Origin of the sequence: Ornithinimicrobium sp. CNJ-824 (genome assembly GCF_001942405.1) — a bacterium.
Taxonomy (GTDB): Bacteria; Actinomycetota; Actinomycetes; order Actinomycetales; family Dermatophilaceae; genus Ornithinicoccus; species Ornithinicoccus kibberensis.
In genome coordinates, this window is the sequence record NZ_MKKA01000062.1 from 77,191 (window position 1) to 100,470 (window position 23,280).

Below are 23,280 nucleotides of genomic sequence, written 5' to 3' on the forward strand. Positions count from 1 at the left end.
GCCGCTCACGTCGCGCCCCGGACCGGCCGGCCCGGTCCTCCGCCGCCCGCCGCCTGCTCGGTCTCCCGCCGGGCGCGGACCTGCTCCGCGAGGACGGCGAGCACGAGGAGCGGGAGGGAGGCGATCACCCACCACCGGGGGCCCTCGCCCTCGGGGCGCGTCGGGACGGCCGCTGCTTCGCTGAGGGCCAGGTCGTCCGGTGCGTCGGAGACCGCGAGCGCCGCCGCGGTGTCGGCGGCGAGGGCCGCGAGGCGCGGGTCGGCGGCCCGGGCCCGGACCAGCACCTCGTCCTCGGCCCCGGTCCGCTGCACCGTGACCTGCACCCTCCCGCGCCAGTCGTCCTCGAGCTCGATCCGGTCCTCGACCCGGTCGACGACGTCGGCGCGGGTCAGGTCGACGGCGGCCCGGGCGGCCACGGCCTCCGAGGTCGCGGTGACGGTGGTGGTCGCGGCGTAGACGGCCGGCCGCAGCAGGTCGACCGCGGCGACCGGCACGAGCACGAGGAGCACTACCGTGACCCAGGGGACCGCGAGCAGCGCCGTCGTCAGCGAGTCGGCCCGGGCCCGACGCCGTCCCCGCCGGCCGGACCGGGCGGCCGTGGCACCGCCGCCACGCCGGGAGCGCGCGACCTGCGCCGCCGAGCGGTGCCTAGCCATCCTCCGGCTCCGGGACGTCGGCGGACTCGGGCTGCTCGGCCCACCACCGCAGCAGCTCGGCCCGGGCGGCCTCCTCCCCGAGGGGCCCCTGGTCGAGCCGGACGGCGAGCAGGTGCTGGTAGGCCCGGCCCAGCACCGGGCCGGGCGGGATGCCCAGGACCTGCCCGATCTGGTGGCCGTCGAGGTCGGGCCGCACCGCCCGCAGCTCCTCCTCCGCGCGCAGCCGCTCGATGCGGCGCTCGAGGTCGTCGTAGGCGGCGGCCAGTCGGGCCGCCTTGCGCCGGTTGCGGGTGGTGCTGTCCGAGCGGGTCAGCCGGTGCAGCCGGCCCAGCAGCGGGCCGCGTCGGTGACGTAGCGGCGCACCGCGGCGTCGGTCCACTCCCCGTCGCCGTAGCCGTGGAAGCGCAGGTGCAGCTCGACGAGCCGGCTGACCGCCTTGACGGTGTCCTTGTCGAAGCGCAGCGCCCGCAGCCGGGTGCGGGCCATCCGGGCACCCACGAGCTCGTGGTGGTGGAAGCTCACCCCGCCGCCGGGCTCGAACCGGCGGGTGGCCGGCTTGCCGATGTCGTGCAGCAGCGCCGCGAGCCGCAGCACCAGGTCGGGCCCGGGCACCCGGTCCTCGTCGGCCTGGTCGGAGCCGCCGGCAGGACCGTCCTCGAGGTCGATGGCCTGCTGGAGCACGGTGAGACTGTGCTCGTAGACGTCCTTGTGGCGGTGGTGCTCGTCCACCTCCAGGCGCAGGGCGGGGAGCTCGGGCAGCACCTCGTCGGCCAGGCCGGTGTCCACCATGATCTCCAGGCCGGCCCGCGGGTCGTCGGCCAGCAGCAGCTTGACCAGCTCGTCGCGCACCCGCTCGGCGGAGACGATCGACAGGCGCGACGCCATACCCTCCATCGCCGCCAGCACCTCGGCGGCCGGGACGAGCCCGAGCTGGGCGGCGAACCGGGCCGCCCGCATCATCCGCAGCGGGTCGTCGCCGAAGGAGATCTCCGGGGTGGTCGGCGTGCGCAGCCGCCCGGCCGCGAGGTCGGCGAGCCCGTCGTAGGGGTCGACGAAGGCCATGTCGGGGAGCCGCAGCGCCATCGCGTTGACCGTGAAGTCCCGGCGCACGAGGTCGTCCTCGAGGTTGTCCCCGAAGGCCACGAGCGGCTTGCGGGAGTCCGGCTCGTAGGCGTCGGCCCGGTAGGTGGTGATCTCCAGGGTGTCCGGCCCGCGGCGGGCCCCGATCGTGCCGAACTCCCGGCCCACGTCCCAGGTGCTGTCCGCCCAGCCGGCCAGCACCGCCTCGATCTGCTCGGGCCGGGCGGAGGTGGTCAGGTCCAGGTCCGGGGAGGAGCGCCCCAGGAACGCGTCACGCACGGGTCCGCCCACCAGCGCCAGCTCGTGGCCGGCGTCGTCGAAGCGCCGCCCGATCTCGGTGAGCAGCGGCAGGGTGGGGGTCAGGTGGCGCAGGGCGCGCAGCAGCAGCGCCCCGTCGGTGGTCGGCGGAGTGGACATCGCCCCCCAGGGTAGGGGACCGCGCTGGGGGCCGGGCGAAGCTGTGGGCAGCCTCTGGGGCGGGTGGTTACAGTGTGAGGATGACCACCACTCCCCGGCACCAGGGCGTCACCCGACGCCTGCCGTCGGTGAGCGAGACGTCCGCGGGCGGGGTGGTCATCGACGTCCACGAGGGACGGGCGCGCATCGCGATCATCGCCCGGCGCAACCGGTCGGGTCGGGTCGAGTGGTGCCTGCCGAAGGGTCACGTGGAGCCGGGCGAGACCCTCGTCCAGACCGCGGAGCGGGAGGTCGAGGAGGAGACCGGCATCCAGGGGCGGGCGCTGATCACGCTGGGCACGATCGAGTACTGGTTCACCACCCCCTCCCACCGCATCCACAAGATGGTGCACCACTACCTGCTCGAGGCCACCGGCGGCTACCTCACGGTCGAGAAGGACCCCGACCAGGAGGCCATCGACGCCGCCTGGGTGCCGCTGGACGAGGTGCACCGCACGCTGACCTTCCCCAACGAGCGCCGGATCGCCCGCGAGGCGTGGCAGCGCCTGACGCGGAGCTCCTGAGCGCGACGTGACCCGCCCAGCCCGCCGGGACGCGTGGGCGGCCCGTCCCCGCGCGGCCGCCGCCCGCGTCGTCGCCGCGGCGCGACGGGTCCGTCGGGCCGGCACGGGGGCGACGACCGGGCTGGTCGCGGCCGCGCTGCTGCTGCCCGCCGCGGCCGCCGGCACCCCCGCTCCCCCCGTCCCCGCGGGCCCACCGGGGGCGCGGGACCCCCGGAGGTCGTCGTGGGCCAGGAGGCTCCCGCCGAGGGGATCAGGATCGTGCTCGACGAGGTCGACCCGGTGGTGCCCCGGGCCGGAGAGCCGTTGGAGCTGAGGGGCCGCGTGGTCAACGACGGGGACTCCCGTCGCCGGCTGACCAGCCTGACGGCCTCGACCACGTGGCAGCCGCTGGGCTCCCGGGAGGCCGTCACCGACTGGGTGGAGGCCACCGACCCCTCGCTCGTGGCCGGGCACGTCATCGGGGACGACACCATCGGGCCGGTCTTGGCCCCCGGCCGGGAGCTGCCGTTCACCGTCCGCGTGCCCGAGGGTTCGCTCGCCGGCCTCGTGGCCGACCGGGGGGTCGTCGGCCTGCAGCTGCGCGCGGACGATGCCGGGGCCGAGGGCGTCCCGGAGGGGGTCGAGCCGGTCGGCCTGCGCACCGTGCTGACGGTCTCGGCGGCCGAGGACCCGCCGGAGGTGCCGCTGGGGCTGTCCTGGGTGGTGCCGCTGACCCTCCCGCCCGACCCGGGGCTCGTCAGTCCGGACCCGGAGGTCCGCAACCCCGCGTGGTATGCCGCGGCCGGCCCCGGCTCCCCGGCCCGCACCTGGCTCGACGGCCTGGACCTGCCCGGCATCACCTGGATGGTCGACCCCGCGCTGCTGCGGATGCTCTCGCCCGCCGAGACCCTCACCGGCCCGGGGGAGGGCGTCCTGGGCGAGGAGCCCGAGGCACCGGAGGAGTCCGAGCGGCCCGACGAGTCGGAGGCCCCCGAGGAGTCCGACGGGCCCGAGGAGCCGGAGGGACCGGTCGACGACGGGGCGACGGCCACCGCGGTCCCGGCACCGGCCCCGACGGCCGACCTGGGCGCACCGTCGCCGGAGGAGGACGGAGGCCAGGCGGGGCCCACCGACGGTGCGCCGACGACGGCGGCCCCCGCGCCCGCACCCGCGCCGGAGGAGGAGCCGGCCTCGGACGACGACGCCGGCGAGGACGGGGCCGGCGAGGACGAGGTCGATAGCCTGGACACGGACGACGTCGAGACCGCCCTGGTGGAGCTGCGTGGGCGGCTCGCCCGGGTCGACGGGCCCCGGCTGTGGTGGCTGCCGACCGACGACCCGGACCTGTCCGCGCTCGTCGACCTCGAGGTGGACGGCGAGACGGCCCACCGGTTGCTGACCCGCCGGCCGGTGGACCCGCCGGCCCAGCTCGTCCGCCTCCTGCGCCGGGGCAGCTCGACGGTGGCCTGGCCGGCGGCCCCGACCCTCCGGACGGGGCAGGTCGCCACCGTCGCCGACTGGTTCGACCGCCGCGAGGACCCGGAGGACGGCCCCGGCTCGGGCAGCGTGCTGGACCGGACGGACGAGGACCACGTGCTCGAGGCGGTCGTGGTTCCACGTGAATCCGTCACCGGCAGCACGGGCGCCCCCGTCGGTCCTTCGGCCGTGCCGCTGGCGGACGTCCCCGGTGTCACGGCCCTGGGCAGCGACTCCGGGCTCACCGGGCTCGTGGCCGACGCCGGGGCGGACGCCGCCCTGGTCGGTCGGGCCGCGGTGACCCAGCGGCTGCTCGCCGACACCCTGACGGCCCACCAGGAGGCCCCCTGGGAGGCCCGGTCGTTGCTCGTCGCGCCGCCCCGCGGCACGACGCTGCCCGCCGACCTGCTCGAGCAGCTGTCGGAGGGGCTGGCGTCGGCCCCCTGGCTGGCGCCGGTGCCCGCCGCCGACCTGCTCGCCCGGGCGGACCGGGTGGCGCCCGCGACGTTGACCGGACAGGCCCCGGACGGGACCGTCCTGGGCAGCCTCACGGCATACCTCGACCCCCCGCCCTCGCCGCTCGACCCGGGACGGGTCGCCAGCCTGGGACGGATCGAGGGCGAGCTAGACGGGCTCGCCGAGGTGCTGGCCGACACCGAGGCGCTCCGGTCCTGGCAGCCGGTGCTGCCCGGGCTGTGGTCGACCCGATGGCGGGACGCGCCGGAGGCCTGGTCGCGCACCTGGCGGGCCCTGCGCGACCTCAGCGCCCAGACCCGGTCCCAGGTGCACGCCAACCCCAGCACGATCAACTTCCTGTCCGACCAGGGCCTCATGCAGGTCACCGTCCTCAACGACCTCCCCGTCGCGGTGCACGACGTCCAGGCCCGCCTGGCCCCCGACCGGGCCGTGCTGCGGATCGTCGACCAGCCCGGCCCGGTGTCCATCGGGGCCGGCAGCCGCGCGACCGTCTCCTTCAGCGCCCGTGCGGTCACCCGGGGGCAGACGCAGGTCACCGCCGAGCTGACCACCCCCAACGGGACCGTGCTGGGCGACGACGCGGTCGTCGACGTCCGCGTGCAGCCCACGGGCACCTGGATCTACTGGGTGCTCGGCGGTCTCGCCGGGGTGCTGCTCGTCCTGGGCGTCGTCCGCGCCCTGCGCCGCCCCGGTCCCGGCGGGACGGCGCCGGCGTCGACGACCCCGACGTCGACGACCCCGGCGAGCGCCCCGAGCACCTCGAGCACGACCACCACCCCGAGCCCCACCCCCAAGGAGCAGCGTCCGTGAGCGGTACCTCCTCGGCGTCCCTGGCCCGGTCCAGCGCCGTCATGGCGAGCGCACCCTCGTGTCCCGGGTGCTCGGCCTGGCCCGGGCCTCCCTGCTCGCCGCGGCCATCGGCATCTTCACCCCTGCCGGCAACGTGTGGCAGGCGGCCAACACCCTGCCGAACACCATCTACGTGCTGCTCGCCGCCGGCGTGCTCAACGTGGTGCTCCTGCCGCAGCTGATGAAGGGCATGGTGCGCGGCGACGCGGGCCGGGACTACACCGACCGGCTGCTCACCCTGGCGGTGTCCATCCTCGTGGGGGGCACGGTCGTCTTCGTCGCGCTGACCCCGTTGGTCACCAAGCTCTACAACATGTCCTGGGAGTGGGGCGGCCCCGAGCTGTCGTTGGCCATCTTCTTCGCCTACCTGTGCATCCCGCAGATGCTCTTCTACGGCCTGCACACGCTCCTGGGCCAGGTGCTCGCGGCGCACCAGCGGTTCGCCGCGTTCATGTGGTCCCCGGCCCTGGCCAACGTCGTGGCCATCGCCGGGATCGTGCTGTTCATGCGGCGCTACCCGCAGGCGGCCGACCCCGAGGCGGTGCCGCTGGAGACGTGGACGTCGGGGATGGTCTGGCTGCTGGCCGGCTCGGCGACGCTGGGGATCGTCGTGCAGGCGGCCGTCCTCGTCCCCGCCGTCCGCCGCACCGGCTTCCGGTGGAGTCCCCGCTGGGGGTTCCGGGGCGTGGGCCTGGGCTCGGCCTCCCGGATGGCGGGGTGGTCCCTGGCCGACGTCGGGGTGAGCCAGGCCGGGCTGCTCGTCGTCTACAACCTCATGGCCTGGGTGACCGTGGCCGCCCCGACCGCTCCCGCCCGCGCGGCCTACGACAACTCGTTCCTCGTCTTCATCCTGCCCCACTCGCTGGTCGCGCTGTCGCTGCTGACCGCGATCTACCCGGTGCTGTCCCGGGCGGCCGCGCAGGGCGACCTGGCCTCGATGGCCGACAGCACGGCCCGGGGCCTGCGGCTGCTCGGGACCGCGATGGTGCCGATCGCCGTGGGGATGATCCTGTTCGCCCCCCACCTGATCAGGATCATCTTCCCCAGGAACGCCGACCCCACGGCCATGGCCCCCATCGTCATGGTGCTCAGCCTCGGCCTGGTGCCCTACGGCGTCTACCTCCTGTGCGCCCGCGTCTTCTACTCCTTCGAGGACGGGCGCACCCCCTTCGGCTTCCAGCTGTCGATCACCGCCGTGCTCCTCGTGGTGCTCGCCGTGGCCTTCACCGGCCCGCCGGAGCGGGCGGCGGTCACGGCGGCCGCCGGCCAGGCGCTGGGCCAGCTGACCGCCGCGGTCCTGGGGCTGAGGGCCGCCCGCGGCCGGCTGCCGGGACTGGGCCTGCGCGAGGTGGGGCGCACCTTCCTCGGGGCGGCGGGGGCTGCGGTGCTCGCCGCGGTCCCGACGTGGCTGCTCCTGCGCCGGCTGCCCAGCGGGTCGCTGGACTCGCAGAGCGTCGGTCTGACCGGGTGGGCGGTGACCGCCGTGTCGCTCGGTGCGGCGGGGGTGCTGTTCCTGACGGTGTATGCCGTGCTCGCCCACCTCCTCGGGGTGCGCGAGCTCGGCGAGGTGGCCCGGCCCGTGCTCGCGAAGGTCCCCGGGGCGTCCCGGTGGCTGGGCCGTGGGCGACCGGAGGGGGCGGTCGCGGCCCAGCAGGCCACGCCGGACGTGCCCGCGGCTCCCGGGACGGCGGCCCCCGGCACACTAGGCTGGGACGACGACGTGGCCCCGTCCGGGGTCGAGCACCGGAAGGACAGCGACATGGACCGGCTCGAGGTGGGCACCGTGCTCGGTGACCGCTACGCGCTCGAGGAGCTGCTGGCCCGTCGTGAGGGCGGCACGCTGGACTACTGGTCGGCCCGGGACGTCACGCTGGGCCGGCTGGTCGCCGTCACGGTGCTGCCCGCGGGCGGCGGGCACGCCGACACCGCCCAGGCGGCCCTCGACGGCGCCCGCCGGGTCGCCTCCGTCGACGACCCCCGGCTGGTCCGCGTCCTCGACGTCGGCAGCGGGGACGGCCTCGCCTGGATCGTCGAGGAGGGCCTGAGCGAGGCCGAGTCGCTGGCCTCGCTCGTCGCCGAGGCGCCGCTGCCCGCCGAGGAGGCCCGCCGCATCGTCGGCGAGGCCGCCGCCGGGCTGGAGTCGGCGCGACGCCGCGGGCTGCACCACCTCTACCTCAACCCCCACTCGGTCCTGCGCACCAGCGACGGCACCGTCAAGGTCTCCGGGGTCGGGGTCGCCTCCGCGCTGGAGGGCACCGACGACGTCACGGCCGACGAGGCTCCATCATCGACACCGCGGACCTGGTCAGCCTGCTCTACACCGGTCTCACCGCGCGGTGGCCGGGCGAGGAGATGCCCGGGGTGAGCCTGGCCCGCCGGCTGGCGGACGGCTCCCTGCCCGCACCCTCCGAGCTCGTCGGGGGCGTCCCCGGCGACCTCGACGCCCTCTGCCGGCTGGTGCTGGGGTCCGGGGCCGACCTCGGGCGGGCACCGCACACCCCCGGCGAGCTGGCCCGGCAGCTCTCGCCCTGGGCCTCGGAGATGGTCCACGCCCGCCGGCCCCCGTCGCTGGGCGCACCGTCGTCCGGCACCGGTGGCGACCCCTCCGCCGGGCCGCTGACGGGCGCGGCCGGAGCGACCGCCGCCGCCGCGGCCGCGCACCCCGCCGACACCGAGCACCTGCGCTCGGCCGGTGCCGACGCCACCGGCCCACGTCCCTACTACCGGGTCGACGACGGCGACGGGATGGACGACCTGCTCGACGCCGGCGCGGACCGGACCGGGCCGACACCGGTCCAGGCGGGGACCGACCCCTCCGTCGAACCGGACCGGGACCGGCCGTCGACCGCGGAGATGCTTGGTATCCGCAGCACCGGCGAGCGGCCCGGACGCCGGTCCTCCTCCCCGGGTCGACGCCCCGTGGACGACGGTCCGCGAGGGCTGGAGGAGGAACGGTCCACCGGGGCCCAGACGGCCGTCGTGGCCCTGGTCCTCGTCGGTCTCGTCGGCCTGGCCGCGGTGCTCGGCTGGAGCGCCATCCAGGGGATGGGCCAGGACGACCCCGACGATCCCGCCGCCCCCGTGGCCACCGCGCCCGAGGATGCCGCCGGTGCGACCGGCGACGGGACCGACGGCACCGCGAGCACCGGCGCCGGGGAGGACACGGACGACACCGCGACGCAGACCGCGGAGAGTGAGGACGAGGAGGGCGGCGAGGCCGCCCCCGCCCCCGCCCCGGGCGACGACGGCACCCTTCCGGTCCTGGGCATCACCTCCTTCGACCCCGAGGGCGACGGGGACGAGCGCAACGACCTGACCCCCCTGGCCGTGGACGGGGACCCCGAGACGGCGTGGACCTCCCACACCTACCTCTCGCCCGGCTGGGGCAGCCTGAAGTCCGGCACGGGGCTGGTCCTGGACCTGGGCGAGGACGCCGAGGTGTCCGAGGTCGTCGTCGACCTCGCCGAGGGTGACATGGGGGCCACGCTCTACCTGGCCGACGAGCCCACCATCGACGGGGCCACCGAGCTGGGCAGCGACGACGAGGCCAGCGGCACCTGGACCGTGACCCCCGAGGACACGGCCACCGGCCGCTACCTCGTGCTGTGGTTCGACCGCGCGTGGACCTCCCCGGACGGGGAGATCGTCGGCGTGCGGGAGATCACCGTCGGCTGACCGGGCAGGAGCTGGCCGGTGCGGGGGTGGACCGAGGTCGACGACGCGGAGCTCATGCGGCTGCACCAGGCCGGTGACCCGGACGCGTTCGGCGAGATCTTCCGCCGGCACCGGGACCGGATGTGGGCGCTGGCGCTGCGCACCACCCGCGACCCCGAGATGGCCGCCGACGCGGTCCAGGACGCCTTCCTCAACGCCTTCCGGCGAGCCTCCTCCTTCCGGGGCGAGGCCAAGGTGACGACCTGGCTGCACCGGATCACCGTCAACGCCTGTCTCGACCGGCTGCGCAGGGTGCGTCCGACGGCCGACATCGACGACCACGAGCCCGTCGAGCCGCGGGACGGCCACCGCGCCGTCGACGTCCGCCTCGACGTGCGGGCCGCCCTCGCGCAGCTCCCCGAGGGCCAGCGGCTGGCGCTGGTCCTGGTGGACATGCACGGCCTGTCCGTCGCCGAGGCCGCCGCCGTCCTCGACGTCGCGGAGGGCACGGTGAAGTCACGCTGCTCCCGCGGACGGGAGGCCATGGCCCGCATCCTCGGCGCTGCGGGCCACGACCCCGACGGGGGCGGGTCGTGAGGGCGCCGGCGACGCGACCCGGGCGGGCCGCAGGCCGGTGCCGTGCCGCGGGAACCCTTCCGACGGGCCGCTCGTCCTACACCCGTGGGCACGATCGGGCCCACCAGCACCGGGCCGGTCCCTCCGGCCGGTCCGCCGCCCGCCGGGACATCCCGGCCCGTCCGTCGCGCGAGGAGGTCGCCCTGTGACGCCCACCGACGCGTCGTCCTCCCGTCCCTCCGACGGGTCCGGGTCCGAGCCGGACCCCACCGGGATGCGGGCCCTGCTGTCCTCCCTGCCCGACCCCGGGCCCATGCCCGAGGACCTGGTCCGTCGGATCGAGGCCAGGCTGGCCGTGGAGGCCCACGCGGCCTCGGCAGCCGGCTCCGGGGACCGGTCCGCCGACCGCCTGGTCGACCTCGCCGCGGAGCGTTCCTCCCGCCGTCCGGCCAGAACCGTTGCGCTCCTGGGGGTCGCCGCCGCGGGTCTGCTCGCCACCACCCTGGGGATCGGGCAGCTGGTCGACGGCGGGCTCCTGGGCTCCCGGACGGCCCCGGACAGCGCTGCGAGCTACCCGACCGGGACCAGCACGCTCGCGGACGACGACGAGGCGATGGACATGGCCGGGGCGGGGGCCGACGATGCGGCCGACGGGGCCGGGCCGGAGCAGGCCGGCGGCGACGTGGCGACCGAGGAGATGGGGGCCGCCGGGTCGGCCGCGGACGACGGGTCCGACGCCGACGCGGGGTCGGAGGAGGCCGCAGCGGCCCTGGCCGCACCCGCGGGGATGCCCGGAGAGCTCGTGGTCCTGCCGGCGCTGGGCGAAGTCACCACCGAGGACTACCGCGAGCGGCTCGAGGCACGGGCCGGCTCCCCGGCCACCCCCTCCGCCGACCTGACCAGGGAGGAGGTCGAGGCCTGCTGGTCGGCGACCGGGTCCCCCCACCGCTGGGACACCCTGCACGCCGCCCGGGCCGACCTCGACGAGCAGCCGACCGTCGTGCTGGTCGCCCGATCCGGGGACCGGGGCGAGTCCTTCCTCCTGCCGTTCGACTGCACGTCGCCCCCGGGCACGGGAGACCCCCTGCACACGACCGTCCCGCTCGACCACGTCGTCTGGGACGCCGACGACTGACCTCTCTGGCCGGGCACGCCGCGCTCCCCGGGCGGCTCCACGGCCCCCGTCGGCCCCCGGGGACGCAGGGAACAAACTCGCGCACCCCGGCGGTTTCGTCAGTACACGATCCGTTCGGCCCGGCGCCTCAACGTGCCCTCAGGAAGGACCCATGACCAACTTCATCGACCCGGTCGGCCTCACCCCCACCACCCAACCAGCCGGTGACGGTCTGCGCGAGGTGATCATCATCGGCTCCGGCCCCGCGGGGTACACCGCAGCCGTCTACGCCGCCCGCGCGAACCTGGCACCGCTGCTCTTCGAGGGCTCCGTCACCGCCGGGGGCGCCCTGATGAACACGACCGAGGTGGAGAACTACCCCGGCTTCGCCGACGGCATCATGGGCCCCGAGCTCATGATGAACATGCGCGAGCAGGCCGAGCGGTTCGGCGCCGAGATGGTCCGGGACGACGTGGTCGAGGTCGACCTCGCCGGCGACGTCAAGACCGTCACCGACGGTTCCGGCCAGGTCCACCGCACCCGCTCGGTCATCCTGGCCATGGGCTCGGCCTACCGGGAGCTCGGCCTGCCGGACGAGCACCGGCTCTCCGGCCACGGCGTCTCCTGGTGCGCCACCTGCGACGGTGCCTTCTTCCGGGACGAGGACATCGTCGTCATCGGCGGCGGCGACTCCGCGATGGAGGAGGCCACCTTCCTGTCGCGGTTCGGCCGCAGCGTGACCGTCGTCCACCGTCGCGACGAGCTGCGCGCCAGCAAGATCATGGCCGAGCGGGCCATGAACGACCCGAAGATCTCCTTCATCTGGAACGCCGAGGTGACCGACCTGCACGGCGACCCCAAGCTCACCTCGATCACGTTGCGGGACACCGTGACCGGAGAGACGCGCGAGGTCGCGACCAAGGGCCTGTTCATCGCGATCGGGCACGACCCCCGCAACGAGCTGGTCGTCGGTCAGGTGGCCCTGGACGACGAGGGCTACGTCCAGGTCCAGGGGCGCACCACCGCCACCGACGTCCCCGGCGTCTTCGCCTGCGGCGACCTGGTGGACCACAGCTACCGGCAGGCCATCACCGCCGCCGGCACCGGCTGCTCGGCCGCGCTCGACGCCGAGCGCTACCTCGCCGCCCTCGACGCCAACCAGCCCGAGGTCGCCGTCGGCGTGTGAGCGGACCGGTCCCCCGCCCGGGGACGTCCCGACGCACGACGGCGACTACCCTCGCTCCCGTACCCCCAGCCGGAAGGAACCCCCACATGGCCATCATCCAGACCAGCGACGCCACCTTCACCGAGGACGTCCTCCAGCACGACGGTCCCGTCCTCGTCGACTTCTGGGCGCCCTGGTGCGGCCCCTGCAAGATGATCGCACCCGTCCTGGAGGAGCTCTCCAAGGAATGGGGCGACAAGCTCACCATCGCCAAGCTCAACACCGACGACAACCCGGAGACCACCCGGGCCTACGGGATCACCGGGATCCCCACGATGAACGTCTACCAGGGCGGGCAGGTCGTCAAGACCCTCGTCGGTGCGCTCCCCAAGAAGAAGCTGGCCAAGGAGATGGAGCCCTTCACCTCCTGACCCGGCCCGCACCGAGGCCGTCCACACGGGTTGTCCACAACCCTGTGGACGGCCTTCGTGTTTCTGTGGACAACATTGAGCCGTGACGGGGCCCGTCCTAGGGGCGGGCGAGGGCCTCCAGGATGCGCGCCAGGTCGTCCTGGCCGGCGAACTCGACGGTGATCTTGCCGCGACGTCGGCCCATCGTCACCTGCACCCGGGTCTCCAGGCGTTCGGACAGCGACGCGGCCACCTCCTGCAGCTCCGGCGGAGGCGGGGTCCCCGCCCTGGTCCGGGTCCGCCGGGGCGTCTGGTCGTCGCCGAGGACCACGATCTCCTCGACGGACCGGACGGACAGGCCCTCGGCGACGATCCGCTGGGCGAGCCGCTCCATCGCGGCGCCGTCCTGGAGACCGAGCAGGGCGCGTGCATGGCCGGCGCTGAGCACCCCGGACGCGACGCGACGCTGCACCAGCGGCGGCAGCTTGAGCAGTCGCAGGGTGTTGGAGATCTGCGGCCTCGAGCGCCCGATCCGGCCCGCCAGCTCCTCGTGCGTGCAGCCGAAGTCGTCGAGGAGCTGCTGGTAGGCCGCGGCCTCCTCCAACGGGTTGAGCTGGGCCCGGTGGAGGTTCTCCAGCAGCGCGTCCCGGAGCATATTCTCGTCGTCGGTGCTCCGGATGATGGCCGGGATGGTGGCCTTCCCGGCCTCGCGGGTCGCCCGCAGCCGACGCTCCCCCATGACCAGCTCGTAGGCGGGTGCGTCGCCCGACGTCGTGCCCTCCGCCGGCGGGACCGCCCGCACCACCACGGGCTGGAGGACCCCCAGCTCGCGGATGCTGGCCACCAGCTCGGCCAGCTCGTCCTCGTCGAAGACCTGGCGGGGCTGGCGCGGGTTGGGACGTACCGCATCGACGGGTACCTCGGCGAAGGTGGCCCCGGGGACCGGTGCCAGCTCGTGCGGCGACGAGGCGACCTGGCGGTTCCCCGCATCGTCGCCGACGCCCGGATCGTCCCCGCCGCCGGGAGCACCGTTTCCCGTGAAACCAGGTGCGTCGGCGTGCTCGTCCGTGAGCCGCGAGGGTGCGGCTCCGAGCTCGCCTCCGGCAGGTGAGATCGTCCCATCACCGTTGCCGGGACGGGACTCCTCCTGCGGGCGTGGGAAGAACACGTCGGACGGACGAGCACCTCCGGGGGCGGACGGGATGAGGGCTCCGAGGCCCTTCCCCAGGCCTCGACGACGGTCACTCATACGGACACCTCCTGCTGCCGCATCTGCGCGGCAGCTTCGACATAGGACAGGGCACCCGTGCTGGTCGGGTCGTAGGTGATCACGGTCTCGCCGTGGCTGGGCGCCTCGCTGATGCGGACCGAACGGGGGATGGCAGCCCGCAGCACGCGGTCGCCGAAGTGCTCCCGGACCTGCTGAGCCACCTCGGCCGACAGGCGTGTCCGGGCGTCGTACATCGTCAGCAGGATGGTGGAGATTCGCAGACCGGCGTTCAGGTGCTGCTGGATGAGCTCGACGTTCTTCCCCAGCTGGCTGAGCCCCTCCAGCGCGTAGTACTCGCACTGGATGGGGATAAGGACCTCGTCCGCGGCGACGAACGAGTTGACGGTCAGCAGGCCCAGGCTCGGCGGGCAGTCGATGAGGACGAGGTCGAAACGCTCACCCTCCGGCCGGTCCTGCAGGAACGTGGTCAGCGCCCGACGCAGCCGGTTCTCCCGGGCGACCAGGGGCACCAGCTCGATCTCCGCGCCCGCCAGGTCGATGGTGGCCGGAGCGCCGAAGAGACCAGGAACGTGGGGGGACTCCACGACGACGTCCGCCAGGGGCACCCCGTCGATGAGCACGTCGTAGATGCCCGTCGTGCCGCTGGAGTGGGGGATGCTCAACGCCGTGCTGGCGTTCCCCTGGGGGTCCATGTCGACCACCAGGACCCGCAGGCCCGCATCCGCCATGGCGGCCGCGATGTTCACCGCGGTCGTGGTCTTGCCGACGCCACCCTTCTGGTTGGCCACCGTCATCACCCTCGTGCCGGCCCACGGACGGGGGCGGTCTGCCGCGCCGGGGCTCGATGACGGCACCGGCGGGACGCGCCTGGAGAGAACGGGTACGTCCCCTGTCGCCCGTTCCGGCTCGGGTCCGGCGGCTCGGACGCCGTTCACCTCGGTCGACGTTTCACGGGAAACGACGTCTTCGTCCGTCGTTGTTTCACGGGAAACATCATCGATGGGAGCCGCCAGCGGCTGTTCGTCGCCTGGCTCTCCGCCCTGGACGGCCAGTCCGGTCGCCGTCAGGGGCCAGCCCAACCGCGGCTGCTCGTCGAAGAGCGACGCCCACGTGGGGTCGTCCCAGGTGTTCCGGACCGGATGTCGGGGCCATCCCAGGGCCTCACCATGAACGCTAGACATGAGGTCCACATCATCGCCGACGAGCCCGCCCTGACCAAGCCGCCACCCACAGGTTCACCAGACTCACCCGGCGCCGGACCAGGAGTTCTCAACGACCGGGCGCAGAGCCTCCTCGGGAGGATCGGCCACGGCGGCCCCGGCGCCCACGTCGGCCCACGCCTCGCCCCGGGCCGTCGTTACCCCCCGCCCGTCCTGCCGCTGCCCGGGTCGGAGCCCGCACGACCTCCGGCCGGAGGACCTCGACGACGTTGACCGGGTCGACCCCCTCGGCCTCGAGGGTCAGCACGCGCGCCTGCGTGACCCCCAGCTGCTCGAGGACCGGGTGCGCGTCGGCCAGCTCCTCGGCCGCGGTGGTTCCCTTGAGCGCGAGCAGCCGACCCCCGGGCTCGAGGAGCGGCAGGGTCCATCCCGCCAGCGTCCCGAGCGCGGCGACCGCCCGGGCGGTGACGACGGGGGCGCTCAGCTCGACCTGGTCCGCCCGGCCCCGGTGGACCACGACGTTGTCCAGGCCGAGCCGTTCCACGGTGCGGTCCAGCCAGGTCGTGCGCCGCAGCAACGGCTCGACGAGGTGCACGTGCAGGTCGGGCCGGGCGAGCGCCAGGACGATCCCCGGCAGACCCGCACCCGAGCCCACGTCGACGACCGTCGCCCCCTGGGGGATGGCCGACTCCAGGAGCAGGCAGTTCAGCAGGTGCCGGTCCCACAGGCGGGGTGCCTCCCGCGGACCGACGAGTCCGTGCTCGATCCCCGTCGTGGCCAGCTCCTCGGCGTAGCGCACCGCCAGCGGCAGTCGTTCGCCGAACAGACGGACGGCGGCAGGTGGGGGCGGCGGCAGCCCGGCAGCCGTCGCCTCCGGTGCGGGCCTCGCCCCCTCCTGGTCCGTCATCCCGTCGGGCCCGTCCGGGTCAGCGGGGCAGCACGACGACGTGCCGTGCGGGCTCGACCCCGGCGGACTCCGAGCTGAGGCCGGCGGCGAGCACCTCGTCGTGCACCACCTTGCGCTCGAAGGCGGTCATCGGCTCCAGCTCCTTGGGCTGGCCCGACTCCTGCACCTCCGCCACGGCCCGCCGGGCCGTGGTCACCAGCGCCGCCCGCCGGTCGGCGCGGTAGCCGGCCACGTCCAGCATGAGGCGGCTGCGTTCGCCCGTCTCTGCCTGGACGGCCAGTCGGGTGAGCTCCTGCAGGGCGTCCAGCACCTGCCCGCCCGGTCCGACGAGCCGCCCCGGGGCGACGACGTCCTCGGAGTCGACGATGGCCACCGCCGCACGGTCGTTCTCGATGTCGACCTCCAGGTCCCCGGACAGGTCGGCGATGTCCAGCAGCCCCTCCAGGAAGTCGGCGGCGATCTCTCCCTCGCGCACCAGCTCGTCGGTGCGCTCCTTCGCCGCTCCGGCGCCGGCGACCGGCCGGTCCTCCGCACCGGCCTCGACGACCGCCTCCTCGGTGGTGTCGGTGGCGACGTCCGTGGTGGCGTCGTTGGCCGCGTCCGTGGTGGCCTCGGTGACGTCGATGTTCTCCTGGGTGCTGCTCATGTCTCTCCTCGGGTGCTCCGTGCGCCTCCGCGGCGCCGCAGGACGTGGAACTGGTCTGGGTGGCCCGGGTGGGCCGGGGTCGTGCGGTCAGCGCTTCTTGGCGCGCTTCTTGCTCTTGGGCTGCACGCGCTGGCCGGCCTTGCGCTGCTGCTCGGTCTGGGCCGCCGCCTCGCGCTCGGCCAGGAGTGAGGGGTTCTTCAGCTGGATCCCGGTGGCTGCCTTGCCCTTGCGGGCCATCCGCTCGCGGTACTTCTGCTCCGCCGGCGAACCGGGGGCGGGCATGTTGCGGATGACGAAGAACTGCTGGCCCATCGTCCAGAAGTTGCTGACCGTCCAGTAGATGAGCAGGGCGATCGGGAAGTTCACCCCGGTGACGGCGAAGACCACCGGCAGCACGTAGATGAGCATCTGCTGCTGCTTGGCCATCGGGCTGTTGAGCGCCTCCGGCGACATGTTCTGGCGCATCAGCTGGTGGCTGGTGATGAACTGGGGTGCCGGACATGACGAGGATCAGCACGAGCGAGAGGATCTTGGCCTGCAGGTCCTGGTCGTGCAGGAAGGTCGAGGTCAGCCCGGCGCCGAAGATGTCCGACTCGGCCATCTTGGTGGCCAGCTCCCGGGTGAACAGCCCGAGCGGCTCGGCCCGCCCCTGCGAGACGTTCTCGGCACCGTTGAGCAGCCGGAACAGCGCGAAGAAGAACGGCATCTGGATGAGGATCGGCAGGCAGGCGCCGAAGGGGTTGGCCCCCGCCTCCCGGTACAGGCCGAAGGTCTCCTCCTGGAACGCCTTCTGGCTGGCCTGGTCCTTCTTCCCCTTGTACTTCGCCTGGATCTTGGCGAGCTCGGGCTGGACCATCTGCAACCGGCGCTGGCTCTTGATCTGCCGGATCATCAGCGGCGTCAGCAGGGCGCGGAGGGTGACGACCAGGCCGATGATCGCCAGCACCCAGGTCCACCCGCTCGTGTCCGACAGCCCCGCCTGGGTCAGCAGCCACTCGAAGCCGACCAGGATCGCGGAGTCGAACCAGATGAACGGGAAGAGGATCGTGTCGAAGAATCCCATGGGGTCCTCAGTCTCGGCGGTGGGGCTGGCCCACCGGTGGGGTGGTCCGGTGCCGGTCCTCGTGGTCCGGTCCGGAATGGGTATGCGGCGTGCCGGCGCCCTCCCGCGCCGGCACGTGGTCGACGCCGCCCCGGGCCCAGGGGTTGCACCGCAGCAGCCTGGTGACCGTCAGCCAGGTCCCACGCAGGGGGCCGAACCGTTCCAGGGCGGTGACCGAGTAGGCCGAGCACGAGGGGTAGTAGCGGCACACCGGTCCCAGCAGCGGCGACACCGTGCGCTGGTAGAGCTGGACCAGCCACACGAGCGGCCGCGCCAGGACGCTACGGCTCTCCCCGGCCGGCACCCCTCCGCGGTGCACGTCGCGCATGGACCCCTCCGTCATCCGGCATCCTTCCCGGCGGCGCCCGCCTGCTCGTGCGCGGCCGAGGGCGTCCCTTCCGCGGGCAGCACGGTGGTCAGGGCCCGGTCCAGGTCGCGGCCGAGCGCCTCCGACGTGGCGGTCGCCGCGGCCGGCTGCGCCCGGACCACCAGGTCCCATCCCCCCCGGCACGTCCGGCAGCCGGCCGGCCACGAGCGCCCGCAGCCGACGGACCACCCGGTGGCGGACCACGGAGTTGCCGACCGCCTTGGACACCACAAAACCCACGCGCGGCGGGCGCGTGGGTGTGGTCGGTGCGGCGTGCACGACGAGCAGCTCGGTGCCGGTCCGACGCCGCCGCCCGCCCTGTCGTCCCCGGAGCACGGCCCGGTAGTCCTCGGGCCGGATCAGCCGGTGACGGCGCGGCAGCATCGACAGCGCCGGGACGGCCGTCGGGCTCAGGCCGACAGGCTGCTGCGGCCCTTGGCCCGGCGCGAGGCCAGGATGGCCCGGCCCGCACGGGTGCGCATCCGCAGGCGGAAGCCGTGCTTGCGGGCGCGACGACGGTTGTTCGGCTGGAACGTGCGCTTGCTCATCGATGTGCTCCGGTGGAGACGGGGACGTCCTGGGGACGCCCGTGGATCAGGGTGGCCCGGGCGATCGAGGCCCTGGGGCAGGCGGAAAGGGCCGACAGAACGGCCTCTTCCAACGGTACGGGAGCCTCCCCCCACGGTCAAACCCCGTCCGACGGCGGACCCGCCGGTCGGTCCGGCCGGGATGAACCTCCCATGGTCGGGCCTGGGGCACCGGAGCGCCGGCACGACACGCCGGGAACCTTCCGGATCGGTCCGACCCCCACTTGCCCGCCGCGCGACCGGCCTGTTAGCGTCGCGCTTCCGACCCTCGTCGTCCACGGCTCATCCACAGCTGTGGACAACCATGTGGACAACGACAGGGGACCCACCGAGCATGAGGGGATGAGCAGGTCGATGACAAGCGGTGGCTCCCCGGTCGACACCACCGAGGTGTGGCGGCGGGTGGTCTCCGAGCTCGAGGACGGGGGGCTTCCGGCCCGCGAGCGCGCCTTCCTCCGGCTGACCCAGCTCGTCGGGATCCTGGACTCCACCGTCCTGCTCGCCGTTCCCTACCAGCACACCAAGGACACGCTGGAGACGACGCTGCGCCGCCCCATCGTCGACTCGCTGTCCGCCCAGCTGGACCAGGACGTGCGGCTGGCCATCACGGTCGACGAGGACCTGCGTCAGCACGTCGAGGACGAGAGCGACGAGCTGGCCGGCGGGTCCACGGACGCGCACGACGGGACGGACGCGGCATACCCCAGCCCCACCGGGGGGCACCCCGGGCGGGAGGGGACCGACCCCTCGGCGGAGGACGGCACCGCCGTGCAGGGCCGGCCGACCGGCCTCGGCGGTCACCCCGACCGGGCGAACGGGCACGGCGGGGGCGGGCGGAGCCACGCCGGGGGCCGGAGCCTGGACCGGGCGGCCCTGGAGGAGGCCCGGCTCAACCCGAAGTACACCTTCGACACCTTCGTGTCCGGATCGTCCAACCGGTTCGCCCACGCCGCCTCGCTGGCCGTGGCCGAGTCGCCCGCCCGCGCCTACAACCCGCTGTTCATCTACGGCGAGTCGGGGCTGGGCAAGACCCACCTGCTGCACGCGATCGGGCACTACGCCCGCACGCTGAACCCCGCGGCCCGCGTGCGCTACGTGAACTCCGAGGAGTTCACCAACGACTTCATCAACTCCATCCGCGACCAGAAGGCCGGCGCCTTCCAGCGGCGCTACCGCACGGTCGACTTCCTGCTCATCGACGACATCCAGTTCATGCAGGGCAAGGAGCAGACGGTCGAGGAGTTCTTCCACACCTTCAACACGCTGCACAACAGCGAGAAGCAGGTCGTCATCACCTCCGACCAGCCGCCCAAGCGGCTGTCCGGCTTCGCCGAGCGTCTGCGGAGCCGGTTCGAGTGGGGGCTGCTCACCGACGTCCAGCCGCCCGACCTGGAGACCCGCATCGCCATCCTGCAGAAGAAGGCCGCGCAGGAGGGGATGCAGCTGCCCGACGAGGTGCTCGAGCTCATCGGCACGAAGATCACCACGAACATCCGCGAGCTGGAGGGGGCGCTCATCCGGGTGATGGCCTTCGCCTCCCTCTCCGACCGTCCCCCGGACGCCGACCTGGCCGCGCACGTGCTCAAGGACATCATCCCCAGCGCGGAGTCGGCCGCGATCACCGTGCCGGTCATCATGGACGAGGTGGCCTCCTACTTCCGGATCACCCCCGAGGAGCTGTGCGGCTCGTCCCGGTCCCGGACCCTGGTCAACGCCCGGCAGATCGCGATGTACCTGTGCCGCGAGCTCACCGAGCTGTCGTTGCCCAAGATCGGCCAGGCCTTCGGCGGCCGCGACCACACGACGGTGATGCACGCCGACCGCAAGATCCGTCAGCTCATCGGAGAGCGACGGGCGCTGTTCGACCAGATCACCGAGCTCACCGGCATCATCCGCAAGGCTGCCTCCATCCGCTGAGCCACCGGCCCCCTGCCCGGCACACCTGCCCCGGGAAGTCTGCTCCGGGAAGTCTGCTCCGGGAGTCTCGCCCGGAACGCCCGTAGGGAACCCCGTTGTCCACAGGTGTGGACAGACCTGTGCGTCGTCACCGTGCGTTCACCGACGTCACACCCGCCCCGCCCGCACGGCCCTCGACCGACGAGACGCGTCCGTTCCCCGCGGGGCCTCGGGGTGTGGACAACCTGGGGACGGACGGTGGATCGCCGCAGGTCAGCCTGCGGACGACGGGTGGACGGACCCGGTGCGCCCTGGGGACCGGCCGACGGCGTCCACACCGGTGCTGCCGCGTCCACCGACGCGTCCACGTCGTGTACACAGGGTGAACGACACCTCCGCCACGCCGTGGGACCTGCGGCGACACCCCTCCACCCGGGTGGTTGTCCACAGCGTCCACAGGCCCGATGACGATGACGAAACTCTTCTACCCCGACTCGATCCGTCCTGCGTCCCTGGGGATGCGCCCCGAACGGGCACGGCACCGCGTGGCAAAGTGGTCCGGGTCGGGACCCCCCGGGGACCCGCGGGTGCAGGGGCTGGCCGGACGTGTCATGCTTCTTCTCCGCGCGCCGCCCCGGGGCGTGCCGCTGGTCGTGAGTTCCTGGAAGCCGAAAGGCCGTGTGACGTGAAGTTCCGTGTCGAGCGCGATGTCCTCTCCGAGGCCGTGGCCTGGGTGGTCCGTGGCCTGAGCAACCGTCCGCCGGTGCCCGTCCTGGCCGGTGTCCTGCTCACCGCCGACGAGGAGGGGACGCTGACCCTGTCGGCCTACGACTACGAGGTCTCGGCCACCGTCACCGTCGAGGCCGAGGTCACCGAGGGCGGGCAGGTCCTCGTCCTGGGCCGGCTCCTGGCCGACATCGCCCGCAACCTGCCCGACCGCCCGGTCGACGTGGCCACCGAGGGCGCCAAGGTGCAGCTGACCTGCGGGTCCAGCCGGTTCGCACTGATCCAGATGCCGGTCTCGGACTACCCCCAGCTGCCGGCGCAGGTCGAGCCGGACGGCACCATCGAGGGCGACGTCTTCACCCAGGCCGTCCACCAGGTCTCCATCGCCGCCGACCGCGGCGACACCCTGCCGATCCTCACCGGGGTCCGGGTGGAGATCGACGGCGAGAAGGTCACCATGCTGGCCACCGACCGCTACCGCCTGGCGATGCGCGAGCTGACCTGGAACCCCCGGTCCTCCGACGCCTCCCACGTCACCCTCATCCCCGCCCGCACGCTGTCCGAGACCGCCAAGTCGCTCGGCGCCTCGGCCTCGGTGGGGGTCGCCTTCGGCGACGCCGCCCGCGGGGACGGGCTCGTCGGGTTCGAGGCCGGGCGTCGCCGCAGCACCACCCGGCTGCTGGACGGGGAGTACCCCAAGGTGACCTCGATCTTCCCGACCAGCGTCGACAGCGTCGCGGTCGTGGACACCCAGGCCCTCGTCGAGGCCGTCCGGCGCGTCGCCCTCGTGGCCGAGCGGAACACCCCCGTCCGGCTGCGCTTCTCCGAGGACCAGGTCGCCATCGAGGCCGGCACGGGCGACGACGCCCAGGGGTCGGAGGCCGTCGAGGCCACGCTCACCGGCCCCGAGATCGAGATCGCGTTCAACCCCCAGTTCCTCCTCGACGGGCTCGGCGTGCTCAACGCCCCGTTCGCCCGGCTGTCCTTCACCCAGCCCTCCCGCCCGGCCGTGCTGTCCGGGCAGGCTGCGGTCGACGGGGAGTCCGACGAGTCCTACCGTTACGTCCTGATGCCGGTGCGCACGTCCTGAGCGTCCGTCCCACCGCGCAGCCTGCCAGCAGCACCCGACCCACGAGGAGCAGCAGATGAAGATCGGCATGATCGGCCTGGGCAAGATGGGCGGCAACATGCGGGAACGGCTGCGCCGCGCCGGTCTGGAGGTCGTCGGCTACGACCTGGACGAGGACGTCCGCGACGTCGACAGCGTCGAGGCCCTCGTGGAGGCCCTGGAGGCCCCCCGGGTCGTGTGGGTGATGGTGCCGCACGGCGACCCCACCCGGTCGACGGTCGAGACGCTGGGCGAGCTGCTCTCCGAGGGCGACATGGTCATCGAGGGCGGCAACAGCCACTTCAGCGAGGACCGTGAGCTGGACGCCATCCTCGAGCCCAAGGGCATCGGCTACGTCGACTGCGGCGTCTCCGGCGGCATCTGGGGCCTGGACAACGGCTACGGCCTCATGTGCGGCGGGCGCACGGAGCACGTCGAGCTGGCGATGCCGGTCTTCGACGCGCTGCGTCCCGAGGGTCCTCGCGAGGAGGGCTTCGTCCACGCCGGCGACGTGGGCGCCGGCCACTACGCCAAGATGGTCCACAACGGCATCGAGTACGGCCTCATGCACGCCTACGCCGAGGGCTTCGAGCTGCTCACCGCCAAGGACATCGTCAAGGACGTCAAGGGCTGCTTCCAGGCGTGGACCCGCGGCACGGTGGTGCGCTCCTGGCTGCTGGACCTGCTCGTCAAGGCCCTGGACGAGACCCCCGGCCTGGAGGGCATCAGCGAGTACACCACCGACTCCGGCGAGGGCCGCTGGACGGTCGAGGAGGCCATCGAGATGGCCGTGCCGATGCCGGTCATCAGCGCCGCCCTGTTCTCCCGGTTCGCCTCACGCCAGGAGAACTCCCCGGCCATGCAGGCCGTCGCGGCGCTGCGCGGCCAGTTCGGCGGGCACGCGGTCGAGATGCTCGACGACCCGGACACCCGCACCGAGGGCGAGGTCGAGGTGCACGGCGGCGCGGAGCCCAAGCAGGACGACGCGGGCGAGCGCCGGGTCGGCGCCGACGACGGGTCCGGGTCCTCGGACGAGGCGGCCACCGAGGCCGGTCCCTCCTCGGGCACCGGTTCGACCGAGGACGGCCAGGGGCCCACCTCGGGCAGCGGCGACACCGACCCCGCCTGAGCGGG

At 73.9% G+C, this 23,280-nt stretch carries 20 protein-coding genes and 3 pseudogenes; 11 read left to right on the top strand and 12 right to left on the bottom strand.

Annotated features, from left to right (window positions below):
* Positions 1 to 5: 5 nt before the first annotated feature.
* Positions 6 to 656 carry a hypothetical protein gene (locus BJF81_RS18235; RefSeq protein WP_075959239.1) on the bottom strand — a complete coding sequence of 217 codons (651 nt, stop codon included), beginning with the start codon at positions 654 to 656 and terminating at the stop codon, positions 6 to 8.
* Positions 649 to 2,153, bottom strand: a pseudogene (locus BJF81_RS16385) (CCA tRNA nucleotidyltransferase). Before BJF81_RS16385 ends, BJF81_RS18235 begins: the two are co-directional and overlap by 8 nt.
* An 80-nt stretch (positions 2,154 to 2,233) precedes the next feature.
* On the opposite strand from BJF81_RS16385, the gene BJF81_RS16390 reads away from it, so the two are divergent.
* From BJF81_RS16390 to trxA, 8 genes are all read left to right on the top strand, one after another.
* The gene (locus tag BJF81_RS16390) at positions 2,234 to 2,716 is read left to right on the top strand and encodes an NUDIX hydrolase (RefSeq protein WP_075959240.1); all 483 of its coding nucleotides are present in this window, start codon (positions 2,234 to 2,236) and stop codon (positions 2,714 to 2,716) included.
* Positions 2,717 to 2,938: 222 nt separating this feature from the next.
* Entirely contained in the window at positions 2,939 to 5,458 is a 2,520-nt protein-coding gene (locus tag BJF81_RS20520; protein ID WP_075959241.1) for a DUF6049 family protein, read from the top strand.
* 58 nt (positions 5,459 to 5,516) lie between these two features.
* Complete coding sequence (locus BJF81_RS16400) at positions 5,517 to 7,862, top strand: lipid II flippase MurJ (RefSeq protein WP_083664329.1); 2,346 nt, start codon at positions 5,517 to 5,519, stop codon at positions 7,860 to 7,862.
* On the top strand, positions 7,859 to 9,172 hold the full coding sequence (locus tag BJF81_RS16405; RefSeq protein ID WP_143780926.1) for a hypothetical protein: 1,314 nt from the start codon (positions 7,859 to 7,861) through the stop codon (positions 9,170 to 9,172). Before BJF81_RS16400 ends, BJF81_RS16405 begins: the two co-directional genes overlap by 4 nt.
* An 18-nt stretch (positions 9,173 to 9,190) precedes the next feature.
* Positions 9,191 to 9,748 (top strand): RNA polymerase sigma factor SigM, encoded by a 558-nt coding sequence (sigM, locus tag BJF81_RS16410; protein ID WP_075959244.1) that lies wholly within the window; start codon positions 9,191 to 9,193, stop codon positions 9,746 to 9,748.
* Positions 9,749 to 9,932: 184 nt separating this feature from the next.
* Entirely contained in the window at positions 9,933 to 10,862 is a 930-nt protein-coding gene (locus tag BJF81_RS16415; protein ID WP_075959245.1) for a hypothetical protein, read from the top strand.
* A gap of 151 nt (positions 10,863 to 11,013) precedes the next feature.
* Positions 11,014 to 12,027, top strand: coding sequence for a thioredoxin-disulfide reductase (gene trxB, locus BJF81_RS16420; protein WP_075959246.1), 1,014 nt, complete (start codon positions 11,014 to 11,016; stop codon positions 12,025 to 12,027).
* 86 nt (positions 12,028 to 12,113) lie between these two features.
* Positions 12,114 to 12,437 carry a thioredoxin gene (gene trxA, locus BJF81_RS16425; RefSeq protein WP_075959247.1) on the top strand — a complete coding sequence of 108 codons (324 nt, stop codon included), beginning with the start codon at positions 12,114 to 12,116 and terminating at the stop codon, positions 12,435 to 12,437.
* 97 nt (positions 12,438 to 12,534) lie between these two features.
* Here the strand turns inward: trxA and BJF81_RS16430 are convergent, their stop codons facing one another.
* The 10 genes and pseudogenes from BJF81_RS16430 to rpmH form a co-directional block, all read right to left on the bottom strand.
* Positions 12,535 to 13,665 carry a ParB/RepB/Spo0J family partition protein gene (locus BJF81_RS16430; protein WP_075959249.1) on the bottom strand — a complete coding sequence of 377 codons (1,131 nt, stop codon included), beginning with the start codon at positions 13,663 to 13,665 and terminating at the stop codon, positions 12,535 to 12,537.
* Entirely contained in the window at positions 13,662 to 14,441 is a 780-nt protein-coding gene (locus BJF81_RS16435) for a ParA family protein (protein WP_075959251.1), read from the bottom strand. The genes BJF81_RS16430 and BJF81_RS16435 overlap by 4 nt, the downstream gene beginning before the upstream one ends.
* Positions 14,442 to 14,916: 475 nt before the next feature.
* On the bottom strand, positions 14,917 to 15,714 hold the full coding sequence (rsmG, locus tag BJF81_RS16440) for a 16S rRNA (guanine(527)-N(7))-methyltransferase RsmG (RefSeq protein ID WP_075959252.1): 798 nt from the start codon (positions 15,712 to 15,714) through the stop codon (positions 14,917 to 14,919).
* 19 nt (positions 15,715 to 15,733) lie between these two features.
* On the bottom strand, positions 15,734 to 16,360 hold the full coding sequence (locus BJF81_RS16445) for a Jag family protein (protein WP_075959254.1): 627 nt from the start codon (positions 16,358 to 16,360) through the stop codon (positions 15,734 to 15,736).
* An 87-nt stretch (positions 16,361 to 16,447) separates the two neighbouring features.
* Positions 16,448 to 16,825 carry a YidC/Oxa1 family membrane protein insertase gene (locus BJF81_RS21235; RefSeq protein ID WP_342447173.1) on the bottom strand — a complete coding sequence of 126 codons (378 nt, stop codon included), beginning with the start codon at positions 16,823 to 16,825 and terminating at the stop codon, positions 16,448 to 16,450.
* Between the two features lie 118 nt (positions 16,826 to 16,943).
* Positions 16,944 to 17,423 (bottom strand): annotated as a pseudogene (gene yidC, locus BJF81_RS21240) (membrane protein insertase YidC); the annotation flags it as partial.
* Between the two features lie 7 nt (positions 17,424 to 17,430).
* Positions 17,431 to 17,805: a membrane protein insertion efficiency factor YidD gene (yidD, locus tag BJF81_RS16455; RefSeq protein WP_342447175.1), complete on the bottom strand. Its 375-nt coding sequence runs from the start codon at positions 17,803 to 17,805 to the stop codon at positions 17,431 to 17,433.
* Positions 17,802 to 17,951, bottom strand: a complete 150-nt coding sequence (locus BJF81_RS20125; protein WP_237770316.1) for a hypothetical protein — start codon at positions 17,949 to 17,951, stop codon at positions 17,802 to 17,804. Before BJF81_RS20125 ends, yidD begins: the two co-directional genes overlap by 4 nt.
* Positions 17,952 to 18,027: 76 nt before the next feature.
* Positions 18,028 to 18,213: pseudogene (locus BJF81_RS20130) on the bottom strand (ribonuclease P protein component); the annotation flags it as partial.
* Between the two features lie 26 nt (positions 18,214 to 18,239).
* On the bottom strand, positions 18,240 to 18,377 hold the full coding sequence (gene rpmH, locus BJF81_RS16465) for a 50S ribosomal protein L34 (protein ID WP_075959256.1): 138 nt from the start codon (positions 18,375 to 18,377) through the stop codon (positions 18,240 to 18,242).
* Positions 18,378 to 18,758: 381 nt separating this feature from the next.
* Here rpmH and dnaA point away from each other — a divergent pair, with 381 nt between their 5' ends.
* From dnaA to gnd, 3 genes are all read left to right on the top strand, one after another.
* Positions 18,759 to 20,333 carry a chromosomal replication initiator protein DnaA gene (dnaA, locus tag BJF81_RS16470; protein ID WP_075959275.1) on the top strand — a complete coding sequence of 525 codons (1,575 nt, stop codon included), beginning with the start codon at positions 18,759 to 18,761 and terminating at the stop codon, positions 20,331 to 20,333.
* A gap of 664 nt (positions 20,334 to 20,997) precedes the next feature.
* Positions 20,998 to 22,128: a DNA polymerase III subunit beta gene (gene dnaN / locus BJF81_RS16475; protein ID WP_075959257.1), complete on the top strand. Its 1,131-nt coding sequence runs from the start codon at positions 20,998 to 21,000 to the stop codon at positions 22,126 to 22,128.
* Between the two features lie 55 nt (positions 22,129 to 22,183).
* A complete protein-coding gene (gnd, locus tag BJF81_RS16480) occupies positions 22,184 to 23,275 on the top strand; it encodes a phosphogluconate dehydrogenase (NAD(+)-dependent, decarboxylating) (RefSeq protein WP_075959258.1) in 1,092 nt (363 codons plus the stop codon).
* Positions 23,276 to 23,280 lie beyond the last annotated feature (5 nt).

Excerpts from the sequence above, each read along its gene's own strand:
- BJF81_RS18235 (WP_075959239.1), bottom strand. The coding sequence starts at position 656 with ATGGCTAGGCACCGCTCGGCGGCGCAGGTCGCGCGCTCCCGGCGTGGC.
- BJF81_RS16390 (WP_075959240.1), top strand. The coding sequence starts at position 2,234 with ATGACCACCACTCCCCGGCACCAGGGCGTCACCCGACGCCTGCCGTCG.
- trxB (WP_075959246.1), top strand. The coding sequence starts at position 11,014 with ATGACCAACTTCATCGACCCGGTCGGCCTCACCCCCACCACCCAACCA.
- trxA (WP_075959247.1), top strand. The coding sequence starts at position 12,114 with ATGGCCATCATCCAGACCAGCGACGCCACCTTCACCGAGGACGTCCTC.
- BJF81_RS16430 (WP_075959249.1), bottom strand. The coding sequence starts at position 13,665 with ATGAGTGACCGTCGTCGAGGCCTGGGGAAGGGCCTCGGAGCCCTCATC.
- BJF81_RS16435 (WP_075959251.1), bottom strand. The coding sequence starts at position 14,441 with ATGACGGTGGCCAACCAGAAGGGTGGCGTCGGCAAGACCACGACCGCG.
- rsmG (WP_075959252.1), bottom strand. The coding sequence starts at position 15,714 with ATGACGGACCAGGAGGGGGCGAGGCCCGCACCGGAGGCGACGGCTGCC.
- BJF81_RS16445 (WP_075959254.1), bottom strand. The coding sequence starts at position 16,360 with ATGAGCAGCACCCAGGAGAACATCGACGTCACCGAGGCCACCACGGAC.
- BJF81_RS21235 (WP_342447173.1), bottom strand. The coding sequence starts at position 16,825 with ATGCGCCAGAACATGTCGCCGGAGGCGCTCAACAGCCCGATGGCCAAG.
- yidD (WP_342447175.1), bottom strand. The coding sequence starts at position 17,805 with ATGACGGAGGGGTCCATGCGCGACGTGCACCGCGGAGGGGTGCCGGCC.
- rpmH (WP_075959256.1), bottom strand. The coding sequence starts at position 18,377 with ATGAGCAAGCGCACGTTCCAGCCGAACAACCGTCGTCGCGCCCGCAAG.
- dnaA (WP_075959275.1), top strand. The coding sequence starts at position 18,759 with ATGAGCAGGTCGATGACAAGCGGTGGCTCCCCGGTCGACACCACCGAG.
- gnd (WP_075959258.1), top strand. The coding sequence starts at position 22,184 with ATGAAGATCGGCATGATCGGCCTGGGCAAGATGGGCGGCAACATGCGG.